This window comes from Pyxidicoccus trucidator (assembly GCF_010894435.1).
In the GTDB taxonomy this organism is placed as follows: Bacteria; Myxococcota; Myxococcia; order Myxococcales; family Myxococcaceae; genus Myxococcus; species Myxococcus trucidator.
Genome location: NZ_JAAIXZ010000022.1, coordinates 1 through 13007, shown reverse-complemented (window position 1 = coordinate 13007; position 13007 = coordinate 1). Strand labels below are relative to the sequence as shown.

The following is a 13007-nucleotide window of genomic DNA, read 5'->3' as shown; positions in this document are numbered from 1 at the left end:
AGGTCAGGCTTCCAGCGTCACCGCGTGCCCGTCTCGCCGCGCCGGGCTGCTCCCGCCAACACACAGTCCTCTTGACTTCATACCGTCTGGAAACCATCCGATGAGCGCCTCTTCCAGAATCGCCCCGGCTTCGCTCGTGGACCTCCTGCTGCACCGTGCCGATTCGGAGGGGTCCCGGCGGCTCTTCACGTTCCTCGGTGATGAAGAAGGCGAAGAGCAGACGCTGAGCTACGCGGAGTTGGACCAGCGCGCGCGGCGCATCGCGATGGCACTGCGGGCGCGGGTGCCCGCCGGGGAGCGGGTGCTGCTGCTCTACCCGCCGGGGCTGGAGTACGTCGCGGGCTTCTTCGGGTGCCTCTACGCCGGAGTGGTGGCCGTGCCCGCCTACCCGCCCGACCCGGCGCGACTGGACCGCACCCTGCCGCGGCTTCGCGCCATCATCCAGGATGCGCAAGCGTCGGTGGTGCTCACCACGTCCGGCATCCTGGCGATGGCGGAGTTCATCTTCGAGCAGGCGCCGGACTTCCGCGAGCTCCACTGGATGGCGACGGACGAGCTGCCCGGGGGCCTGGAGGACGGCTGGGCCCGGCCCGAGGGGCTCGCTGGAGACCGGCTGGCCTTCCTCCAGTACACCTCCGGCTCCACGGGTACGCCCAAGGGGGTCATGCTCACGCATGGCAACCTGCTGCACAACCTGGGGCTCATCTCGCACGCCTTCCAGGTGCGCCCGCGTGAGAGCGTGGGCGTCATCTGGCTGCCGCCGTACCACGACATGGGCCTCATCGGCGGCATCCTGGAGCCGCTATACGCGGGCTTCCCCTGCACGCTGATGTCGCCGCTGTCCTTCCTTCGCCGCCCCCTGCGCTGGCTGGAGGCCGTCTCTCGCTTCCGGGGCACCATCAGCGGAGGTCCCAACTTCGCCTTCGACCTGTGCGTGCGCAAGAGCACCCCCGAGCAGCGCCAGCACCTGGACCTGAGCACCTGGGAAGTGGCCTTCTGTGGCGCCGAGCCCATCCGCGCGGAGACGATGGAGCGCTTCACACAGGCCTTCGCGCCCCACGGCTTCCGCCGCGAGGCGCTCTATCCGTGCTACGGCCTGGCGGAGGGCACCCTCATCGTCACCGGCGGCGTAGCGCGGTGTGCGCCTGTGCTCCACACGCTGGATGCCGGGGCGCTGGCCCGCAACCAGGCGGTGCCGGCCAGGCCGGACGCTCCGGAGGCGCGCACCTACGTCGGGTGCGGACGGACGCTGCCGGACCAGGAAGTCCTCGTCATCGACCCCGAGACGCTGGAGCCATGCGCGGCGGGCCGGGTGGGTGAGCTCTGGGTCCGCGGGCCGAGCGTGGCGCTCGGCTACTGGGGCAAGCCGGCCGAGACGGCGCATACCTTCCATGCGCGCCCCGCTCTCGGGGGCACCGCGTCACGCTACCTGCGCACCGGAGACCTGGGCACGTTGGCCGGGGACGGAGAGGTGCTCATCACCGGGCGCCTCAAGGACCTCATCATCCTGCGTGGACGCAACCACTACCCCCAGGACCTCGAGCTGACGGTGGAGCAGAGCCATCCCGCGCTGAGGCCAGGGTGCGGCGCTGCCTTCTCGGCCGAGGTGGACGGCGAGGAGCGGCTGATCCTGGTCCAGGAGCTGGATTCGCGCCTGCAAGCCGACCCCGGAGAGGTCGTGGGCGCCATCCGCCAGCGCCTGTCGGAGGTGCACGAGGTCCAGTTGGATGCGCTGGCGCTGCTCGAGCCCGGGAGCATCGCGAAGACCTCGAGCGGAAAGATTCAGCGGCATGCCTGCCGGGCGGCGTTCCTCGCCGGGGAGCTCCGGGCCGTGCACGCGTGGAAGCGTTCGGATGCGCCGGCGAAGGCCCCGGCGCTCCCCGCGCCCCCGCCGAGGCAGGAGCCCATGCGGGACGCGCTGCGGACACCGGGCACGGCCGCGGGCATCGAGGCCTGGCTGGTGGACCGGCTCGCCGAGCGGCTGAAGGTGGGGCGGGAGCATGTCAATCCTCACGTCCCCCTCACCCGCCATGGCCTGGACTCACTGGCCGCGGTGGAGCTGTCCCACGACATCGAGCAGGGCCTGGGCGTGCCCCTGCAGATGGAGCTGCTCCTCCAGGGCCCGAGCCTTTCGCAGCTGGCGTGGCAGCTGTTCACCCTGAAGTCGATGACGAAGCCGGTGGCGCCGGCGCCCGCCGCCCCGCCGCGCGCCGCGCCGGTGCGGCGGGAGCTGCCGTTGACCTCCGCGCAGCAGCGGCTGTGGTTCTTCGAGCAGCGTGAGCCGGGCAGCCCTCTCTACAACATCCCGGGCGCGCTGCGGCTGGAGGGCCACCTCGATGTGCGGGCGCTGGAGCACAGCTTCGAGGAGCTGGTCCGGCGGCACGAGGTCCTGCGCACCACGTTCGAGTCCCGGGACGGCCAGCCGGTGCAGGTCGTCTCCCCGGCGGCGCGGCTCCCCCTCGAGGTGGTGGAGCTCGAGCCGGAGCCCGGCGCGTCCAGGCCGCAGGAGGCCCTGCGGCTGGCGTCCGAGGAGGCACGCCGGCCTTTCGACCTGAGCCGAGGCCCGCTGCTGCGCGCCAGGCTGCTCCGGCTGGGCGGGCAGGAGCACCTGCTGGTGGCGACGATGCACCACATCATCTCGGATGGCGGGTCCATGGGCGTCCTCCTCCGGGAGCTGGGAGTGCTCTACGGCGCCTTCAGCGCGGGCCGACCCTCGCCGCTGCCGGAGCTGCCCCTCCAGTATGGGGACTACGCCCTCTGGCAGCGCGACTGGCTCCAGGGCGAGGTGCTCGACCAGCAGGTGTCGTGGTGGCGCCAGCAGCTCGCGGGCGCGCCTCCGGCCCTGGAGCTGCCCACGGACCGCCCGCGCCCGGCCGTGCAGACGTACCGTGGAGCCACCCGGCCCGTGCGGTTGTCCGGGGAGCTGTCCAGGGCGCTCAAGGACCTCTGCCAGCGCGAGGGTGTCACGCCCTTCATGCTGCTGCTGGCGGGCTTCCAGACGCTGCTGCATCGCCACTCGGGACAGGAGGACATCAGCGTGGGCACGGCCATCGCCGGCCGCACCCGCGCCGAGCTCCGCGAGCTCATCGGCCTGTTCTTCAACCTCGTCGTCCTGCGCACGCGGCTCTCGGGGGCCCTCACCTTCCGGGAGCTGCTGGGCCAGGTGCGCGAGCTGGCGCTGGGGGCGTACGCCCACCAGGAGACACCGTTCGAGAAGCTGGTGGAGGTGCTGCGGCCGGAGCGCAGCCAGCGCCACCCGCCGTTGTTCCAGGTGCTGTTCGTCCTCCAGGGAGACACCCGCGCGCCGCGGCTTCCCGGGCTGGGCTCGCAGCTCGTGGAGGTGCATACCGGCGTGGCCGCGTACGAGCTGAGCCTGTCGCTCAACGACACCGCGGAGGGCTTCACCGGCTCGCTGGAGTACAATAGCAGCCTGTTCGAGGCCACCACCGTGGACCGGCTGGTGGACCACCTGCGCACGCTGCTGGAGGGCATCGTCGCCGCACCGGACCGGCGCCTCTCGGAGCTGCCGCTGCTGACGGCCGGCGAGCGGCAGCAGGTGCTGAGGGACTGGAACCAGACCCGGGCCGCCTTCCTCCGCGAGGTCAGCGTGCCGATGCTGATCCAGGAACAGGCGAGGCGCGCTCCGGACACGGTGGCGGTCTGTTACCAGGACGCCTCGCTCACGTACGGCGAGCTGGAGCTGCGCGGCAACCAGCTCGCGGCACGGCTCAGGGCGCTGGGGGTGGGGCCCGAGGTGCGGGTGGGCCTGTGCGTGGAGCGCTCGCTGGACATGATGGTGGGCCTGCTGGGCGTGCTGAAGGCGGGCGGCGCCTACGTGCCGCTGGACCCGTCGTACCCGCGCGAGCGGCTGGCCCTCATGCTGGAGGACTCGGGCGCGCCGGTGCTGGTGACACAGCGGCGGCTGGCCGGCGGCCTCCCGCACGAGGGCGCGGTGCTGTGCGTGGATGCGCTGGAAGAGCCCGCCGGGCAGGCGCGGGTGGCCGTCCAGGGCGGTGCCCGGCCCGACAACGCCGCGTATGTCATCTACACCTCGGGCTCCACCGGCCGGCCCAAGGGCGTGGTGGTGCAGCACCGCAACGTCCTCAACTTCTTCGCGGCGATGGACGCCCGACTGGACGCGCCAGCCGCGGGCGTCTGGCTGGCGGTGACGAGCATCTCCTTCGACATCTCCGTGCTGGAGCTGCTCTGGACGCTGAGCCGGGGCTTCCAGGTGGTGGTGGCCGGCACGGGCGAGGTGGACGGGCTGGCCGAGCAGATAGTGCGGCACCAGGTGACACACCTGCAGTGCACGCCGTCGCTGGCACGCGCCCTGATGCTGGAGCCCCCGGCGCGGCAGGCGCTCTCCACGCTGAGGCAATTGCTGGTGGGCGGTGAGGCGCTGCCACCCGCGCTGGCGGCGGAGCTGGCGCAAGTCGTGCCGTCGGTGCTGAACATGTACGGCCCGACGGAGACCACGGTGTGGTCCACCACGCACGGGGTGGATGCGGCGGGGGGACCGGTCCCCATTGGCAGGCCCATCGCGAACACCACGCTCTACATCCTCAATGCGTCGCTGGAGCCCGTACCCGTGGGGGTGGCCGGGGAGCTGTACATCGGTGGTGAGGGCGTGGTGCGCGGCTATCTGGGACGGCCGGAACTGACCGCCGAGCGCTTCATCCCGGATGCGCTGGGCGGCGAGGCGGGGGCGCGGCTGTACCGGACCGGAGACGTGGCGTGTTGGCGCGCGGACGGCACGGTGGAGTACCTGGGCCGGGCCGACTTCCAGGTGAAGGTGCGGGGCTTCCGCATCGAGCTGGGAGAAGTCGAGGCGGTGCTGGGCCAGCACCCGGCCCTGGCGCAGGTGGTGGTCGTCGCGAGGGAGGAGGCCGGTGGCGACAAACGGCTGGTGGCGTACACCGTCCCCAGGCCGCGGCAGACGCTGGATGTGGGCGCCCTGCGAGCCTTCGCGCAGCAGCGGCTGCCCGGGTACATGGTGCCGTCCGTCTTCGTCCCGCTGGAGGCGTTGCCGCTGACGCCCAACGGAAAGGTGGACCGCAAGGCGCTGCCGCCCCCCGGCGACAGTCGGATGGAGGAAGGCAGGCCCTTCGTCGCGCCGCGGACGCCCACCGAGGAGCGCATCGCCGCGTCATGGGGCGAGCTGCTCGGGGTGGAGCGGGTGGGCATCCACGATGACTTCTTCGAGCTGGGTGGGCACTCCCTGCTCGCCACCCAGGTCGTCTCTCGCATTCGCAGCGCGTTCCAGGTGGAGCTGCCCCTGGGCCTCCTCTTCGAGGACTTCACGGTGGCCGGGCTCGCGCGGAAGGTCGCCGCCGCCCTCCTTCTGGAGCAAGGGCCAGGGACGCCAGCGCTCCGCCCCGCTCCGCGTCCGGAGCGCCTCCCCCTGTCCTTCGCCCAGGAGCGGCTCTGGCTCTTCGAGCAGCTCCATCCGGGCTCTCCGGCCTACAACATGCCCTGTGCGGTCCGCCTGGACGGGCTGTTGGACGTGGGTGCCCTCGCGCGCAGCCTGGAGGAACTCGAGCGGCGCCACGAGGCCCTGCGGACGGTATTCGTGGAGGCCGGCGGGCAGCCGGTCCAGCAGATCCTTCCGCCCCTGTCCCGCCCGCTGCCGGTGGTGGACCTCGGCGCACTGGCGGAGCACGAGCGCGAGGAGCAGGGCCGGCGGCTGGCCCGACAGGACGCGGCGCAGCCCTTCGACCTGCGCCAGGGTCCCCTCATGCGCGCGCGGCTGCTGCGGCTCGGCGCCGGCGACCACATCCTCTGCATCACCCTGCACCACATCGTCGCGGACGGCTGGTCCATCGGCGTGTTCGTGCGCGAGCTGGCGGCGCTTTATGAGGCGTTCTCCCGCGGCCAGCCGTCCCCGCTGCGCGAGCTGCCCCTCCAGTACGCCGACTACAGCTTGTGGCAGCAGCGCTGGCTGGAGGGCCGCGTCCTGGAGGCGCAGCTGTCCTACTGGACGCGGCAGCTCGACGGGCTGCCGCGGCTCCAGCTTCGCGCCGACGCTCCGCGTGCCCCGAGCAGTGAACGGCGGGGAGAGACGCAGCGCTGCGTGCTTCCGCTGGACCTGGTCCGAGAGCTCGAAGCCCTGAGCCGGCGCGAGGGGGGCACGCTGTTCATGACCCTGCTCGCGACCTTCAATGTCGTGCTGCACCGCTACACCGGCCAGAGCGACCTGGCGGTGGGCACGGACATCGCGAACCGCACCCGGGAAGAGGTGGAAGCGCTCATCGGGCTCATCACCAATCAGCTGGTGATGCGGACCGACGTCTCGGGCTCGCCCACCTTCCGCGAGCTGCTCGGGCGGGTACGCCGGGTGGCCATGGAAGCCTACGAGCACCAGGACCTGCCCTTCGAGAAGCTGGTGCGCGCGCTCAAGGCCGAGCGCGACAGCGCGGGCCAGCCCCTCTTCCAGGTGAAGTTCGTGCTGGAGAACGCGCCGCTGCCAGCCCAGCAGCTCGCGGGGCTGCGCCTGACGCCCCTGGAGAGCGAAGGGCACGGGACCGCCCGGTGGGACCTGCTGCTCATCCTGGTGCCCAGCGAGGAGGGGCTGACCGCCACGCTCGAGTACAGCACGGACCTCTTCGACACGGCCGGCGCCTCGCGCCTGTGGGCGCACTTCGTCAACCTCGCGCGGGCCGTGGTCCATCAGCCGGGCCGGAGGATCTCCGAGCTACCCCTGCTGACGGAGGAGGAACAGCGGCTGCTGCTGGCTTGGAATGCGACGCCAGCCTCTCCCTCCCCGGAGACGAGCGTCCAGGCACTCTTCGAGGCCTGGGCGGCGAGGACACCGGACTCGGTGGCGGTGACATTCGAGGGCCGGCAGCTGACCTACGCGGAGCTGAACCGCCAGGCCAACCAGCTCGCGCACCACCTGCGGCGGCTGGGGCTCTCCCCGGGTGGGCGGGTCGGCATCTGCGTGGAGCGCTCCGCCGAGATGGTGGTCGGACTGCTGAGCATCCTCAAGGCGGGTGGGTCCTACATCCCGCTCGACCCGACCTACCCCGCGGAGCGGCTGGCGTACCTCATCGAGGATGCCCGGCTCCCGCTCATCCTCACCCAGTCACACCTGGAGAATGCCCTGCCGGCGCAGTGGGCGCAGGTGGTGTGCCTGGACCTCGAGGAGCGCGCCCTCGCGCGCAACCCCACCGAGAACCTGGGAGTCGGCGCTGGCGGTGACGCGGAGCTCTACGTCCTCTACACCTCGGGCTCCACCGGCAGGCCCAAGGGCGTTTCGGCCACCCATCGCGGTGTCGTGCGGCTCGTCGTCGAGCCGAACTACGTCAGCCTGAGCGCGGCGGACACGCTCCTCCAGCTGGCGCCGCTGGCCTTCGACGCGTCCACGTTCGAGATATGGGGCGCGCTCCTCAATGGCGGCCGGCTGGCCGTCTTCCCGCCCCGCGCGCCGTCCCTGGAGGAGCTCACGCAGCTCATCGAGCGAGAGCGGGTGAGCACCCTGTGGCTCACCGCCGGCCTGTTCCATCAGCTCGTTGACGAGGGCCTCGAGGGGCTCGGCTCGGTGCGGCAGCTGCTCGCCGGAGGCGATGTCCTGTCTGCGCCGCAGGTGCTCAAGCTGATGGAGCGGTATCCGGGGTGCACCGTCATCAACGGGTACGGCCCCACCGAGAACACGACCTTCACCTGCTGCTACCCGGTGCGGGAGCGGAGCGCGCTGCGCACCTCCGTGCCCATCGGGCACCCCATCTCGGCCACCCAGGTCTACCTGCTGAACGAGGCGCTGGAGCCCGTCCCGCTCGGGGCTCCCGGGGAGCTGTTCACCGGGGGGGATGGAGTTGCCCTCGGCTACCTGAACCAGCCGGACCTCACGGCGGAGCGCTTCATCCCCAATCCGTTCAGCCCGCAGCCCGGCGCGCGGATGTACCGGACGGGAGACCTGTGCCGGTACCGGCGCGATGGCAGCATCGAGTTCCTCGGCCGGATGGACCAGCAGGTGAAGCTGCGCGGCTTCCGCATCGAGCCGGGAGAGGTGGAGTCCGCGCTGCGCCGGCACCCGTCGGTCAGCGAGGTGGCCGTCGTCGTGCGGGAGCTCGCCGGCGAGAAGGCCCTGGTGGCCTACGTGGTGCCCTCCGAGGGCGCGTCGCTGAACATGGACGAGGTGCGCCTGTTCCTGCGCGAGAAGCTGCCCGCCTTCATGGTGCCCTCGGCCCTGGTCCTCCTGGAGGCCCTGCCGCTCACCCCGAATGGAAAGGTAGACCGGCGCGCGCTGCCCGAGGTGAGCGCGGAGCGCCCCCAGCTCTCGGTGGCTTTCGAGCAGCCACGCACGCCCCGCGAGGAAATCCTGGCCGCGGTGTGGGCGGACGTGCTGGGGCTGGAGTCGGTCGGCAGCGACGACAACTTCTTCGCCCTGGGGGGTGATTCGCTGCGCAGCATCCAGATCGTCGCCAGGTGCCGGGCACGGGGAATCGAGCTGTCCGTCGGCGAGCTCCTCGCACATCAGACCATCCGGGAGCTGGCCCAGCGCCTCGGAGGCAGCCAGGCGGACGTGCTGGAGCCGGACAGCGAGCTTCCCTTCTCGATCATCTCCCCGAGCGAGCGGGAGCGGCTGCCCGAAGACGTCGAGAACGCCTACCCGGCGTCCATGCTCCAGGCGGGCATGCTCTTCCGCAGTGAGTACAGCCCCGAAGCGGCGCTGTATCACGATGCGTTCAGCTTCCACCTGAGGCTCGACCTGGACGTGGAGTCCTTCCGGGAAGCGGTGCGCCAGCTGCTGGCGCGCCACCCGGTATTGAGGACGTCGTTCAACCTGGTCGACCATGCCGAGCCGCTCCAGCGGGTCCACCGGACGGTGGAAGTCCCACTGCAGGTAGAGGACGTCCGGCACCTGAGCGCCGACGCGCAGGGAACGTACCTGTCGGCGTGGCTGGAGCAGCAACGGTGCCGGCCCTTCGATTGGGGCCGTGCCCCCCTGCTGAAGCTGGCCCTGCATCGGCGCACCGACGAGACAGTCCAGTTCTCGGCCATCTTCCATCACGCCATCCTTGATGGCTGGAGCGTGGCCTCGCTGTTCACCGAGCTGTTCGAGCGGTATCTGGCGCCAGCGGAAGCGGCGGCCCCGGCGCTCGCCTCCTCCTTCCAGGCCTTCATCGCGCTCGAACGCCAGACGCTGCGGTCGGAACAGAGCGCGCGCTACTTCGAGCAGCTGCTGGAGGCGGTGCCCCGCTCGCGGCCCTCGTGGCTGGAGTCCAGGCGCGCCGGGGGTGAGGCGGCACCCGCCTTCCATGAGCAGTGGCTCGCCCTGCCCGAGCATATCCACCAGGGGCTGAAGCGGCTGGCCCGGACCACGGCGGTGCCCCTCAAGAGCGTGCTGCTGGCCGCGCACGTGCGGGTGATGGGCTGGATGGAGGGAAGCCCGGATGTCGTCACGGGGCTGGTCTCGAACGGACGTCCCGAGGTCCGCGACGGAGAGCGGGTCCTTGGCCTGTTCCTGAACACGGTTCCCTTCCGTCTGCCGCTTTCCGGTGGGACCTGGAGCGAGCTGGTCCAGGCCACGTTCTCCCGGGAGCAGGAGCTGGTGCCGCACCGGCGATACCCGCTGGCCAGGCTGCAGCAGCAGCACGGGGGGACGCCGCTGTTCACGACGCTGTTCAACTACGTCCACTTCCACGTCTACGGTGCGCTGTCCCAGCTCGAGGGGCTGGCGCTGGTGGAGCAGCCCCAGGTCATCGAGCGGCTGGAGCTACCGCTCTCGGCGACCTTCAGCGTCGATCCGCGGAGCTCGGAGCTGCACCTGGTGTTGCGCGCCTCGGGCGTGGACCCGGCGCGGGTGGAGGAGCTTGGCCGGTACTACACCCGGGCCCTGGAGCTCATGGCCCTCCAGCCTGAAGCGCGCTACGAGCGGAGCCCCCTGCTGGGCGAGGCGGAGCGGCACCGGCTGCTGGTCGAGTGGAACGACACCCGCGCGGACGTCCGCCATGACGCGTGCGTCCATCAGCTGTTCGAGGCCCAGGCCGGGCGCGCCCCGGACGCGGTCGCCGTGGACTTCGAGGGAGCACGGCTGACGTACCGCCAGCTCGATCTCCGGTCCAACCAGCTTGCCCGTCACCTGCGCGCGCTCGGCGTCGGGCCCGAGGTGCGGGTGGCCCTGTGCCTCGAGCGCTCCCTGGAGATGGTGGTGGGCCTGCTCGCCATCCTCAAGGCAGGCGGCGCCTATGTCCCGCTGGATCCGGGCTACCCGCCCGAGCGCCTGGCCTACATGTTCCAGGACGCCGCACCCGCGGTGCTCCTCACCCTGCAGCGGCTGCTGCCCGCCCTTCCCGCCCACGGCGCCCGGATGCTCTGCCTGGACTCGGGTTGGGAGCCCATCTCCCGGGAGCCGGACGCGCCGCTCCACACCCCTGTCTCGACGGACAACCTCGCCTACGTCATCTACACCTCGGGCTCCACCGGTGGACCCAAGGGCGTGCAGATCTCCCACCGCGCCCTGAGCAACCACATGGCGTGGTTCAGCTCCGCCTTCGGGCTGACCGCCGAAGACCGCGTGGTGCAGAAGACGCCGCTCAGCTTCGATGCCTCGGTCTGGGAGTGCTGGGCCCCGCTGATGACCGGCGGGCGACTGGCGGTGGCGGAGCCCCAGGCCCACCGGGACCCCTCGGCGCTGGTGGACACGGTGGTGCGGCACCAGGCGACGGTGCTTCAGCTCGTCCCGTCGCAGCTGCGGGTGATGCTGGAAGGCGGAGCGCTGGCCCGCGCGACGAGCCTGCGCTGGTTGTTCTGCGGCGGTGAAGCCCTGGCTCCCGAGCTGGGCCTGCGCCTGCGCTCGCTGCTGCCGTCGGTGGTCCTGGTCAACCTCTACGGGCCCACGGAGGTCACCATCGACGCCACCTCCAGGCAGTACCGCCCGGAGGATGCGGGGGCCACCGTCCCGATTGGCCGGCCCATCGGCAACACGCAGGCGTACGTGCTGGATGGGTGGCTGGAGCCCGTACCCGTGGGCGTGCCGGGCGAGCTCTACCTCGGTGGAGCGAGCGTGGCGCGCGGCTACCTGGGCCGGCCGGCGCTGACCGCGGAGCGCTTCCTGCCCAACCCCTTCGGCCTGGAGCCGGGGGCCCGGCTGTACCGCACGGGAGACCTGGCGCGGTACCTTCCGGACGGCACCCTCGAGTACCTGGGCCGGGTGGACCACCAGGTGAAGGTGCGCGGCTTCCGCATCGAGCTGGGGGAGGTGGAGTCGGCGCTGCGCGCCCACCCCGAGGTGCGGGACGCGGTAGTGGTGGCTCGCGATGATGGCAACGGCCCCCGGCTGGTGGGCTACTTCGTGGCGGCTCCGGAATTGAAGGGAGCCGGCCTGCGCGCCTTCCTCGAGCAGAAGCTGCCCGAGCACATGGTGCCCTCCGCCTTCGTCCGGCTGCAGCAGCTGCCGCTGACGCCCAGCGGCAAGGTGGACCGCAGGGCCCTGCCCGCGCCCGACGTGAGCGGGCTGGAGCTGGAGAGGGCCTATGTCCCGCCGAGCACCGCCACCGAGCAGGCGCTCGCGGGCCTCTGGTCCGGGCTGCTGCTCCTGGAGCGGGTGGGCCTGGATGACAACTTCTTCGAGGCCGGTGGTCACTCCCTGCTGGCCACCCAGGCTGCCTCCCGGATCCGCTCGATGTTCAAGGTGGAGCTGTCCGTGCGGGACCTCTTCGAGGCGCCCACCCTGAAGGAACTGGCCCGGCGAATCGATGCCCTGCGTGAGGCTCACAGCAGGCTTTTCGTTCCCTCCATCCAACGCACCGCCCGCACGGGCCCGCTGCCCGTCTCCTTCGCGCAGCAGCGGCTGTGGTTCCTCGACCAGCTCACCCCGGACGATGCCACCTACGCCATCCCCGCGGCCATCCGGCTCTCGGGGCTCCTCGACGTGGCGGCGTTGGAGCGCAGCTTCGGCGAGCTGGTCCGCCGGCATGAAGCCTTGCGGACCACCTTCGTCGAAGTGGAGGGGACACCACTCCAGGTCATTGCCGAGGAGCCCGTGGTGCCACTGTCCCGGGTGGATCTGACCGCCCTGCCAGCGGAGTCCCGCGAGGCTGAGACCCGCCGCCGGGTCCTCGAAGAGCAGGAACGGCCCTTCTCGCTGAGCACCGGCCCGCTGCTGCGCACCCAGCTGCTGAAGCTGGGCGACAGCGAGCATGTGCTGCTGGTGTGCATGCACCACGTCGTCTCGGACGGCTGGTCCATGGGCGTGCTGGTGCGCGAGGTGGCGGCCCTCTACGAGGCCTTCACCCAGGGCCGGCCCTCTCCCCTGCCCGAGCTGCCGGTGCAGTACGCCGACTACGCCCTCTGGCAGCGCCAGTGGCTGCAAGGCCCCGTCCTCCAGGCCCAGCTGGACTACTGGCGCCAGCAGCTCCACGGCGCCCCCACCCTCGAGCTGCCCACCGACAAGCCCCGCCCCGCCGTGCGCGGCGGCGCGGGCGCTTCTCTCGGCTTCACCTTCCCGCGCCCGCTCCTCGACGGCCTCAAGACGCTGGCCCACCAGGAAGGCGCTTCGCTCTTCATGGTGCTGCTGGCCGGCTGGCAGGCGCTGCTCGCGCGCTACTCCGGCCAGAACGACGTCAGCGTCGGCTCGCCCATTGCCGGCCGCACCCACTCGGAGACCGAGCCGCTCATCGGCTTCTTCGTCAACACCCTCGTCTTGCGCTCCCACGTCCACGCCGACGAGGGCTTCCGGGCCTTGCTGCGGCAGGTGCGCGACACCGTGCTGCAGGCGTATGAGTACCAGGCGGTCCCCTTCGAGAAGCTGGTGGAGACGCTGCAGCTCGGGCGCAGCCTCAGCCACACCCCCCTCTTCCAATCCCTCCTGGCCCTGCAGAACGTCCCCATGGGCCCGCTGCGGCTTCCCCACCTGACGCTCTCCCCCCTTGAATTCGAAGGCCAGACGGCCAAGTTCGACCTGAGCGTCATCTTCACCGAGACGCCCCAGGGACTGAGCGGCACGCTGGAGTACAGCACCGAGCTGTTCGAAGCGCACACCCCGGCCCGGCTGCTGGGCCACTTCC

At 71.4% G+C, this 13007-nt stretch carries 1 protein-coding gene; it reads left to right on the top strand.

All coding sequences use genetic code 11. From position 1 onward, the window contains the following. Window positions 1-100: 100 nt before the first annotated feature. The coding region (locus G4D85_RS40550; RefSeq protein ID WP_164019628.1) for a non-ribosomal peptide synthetase at window positions 101-13007 on the top strand (12907 nt) is incomplete at its 3' end.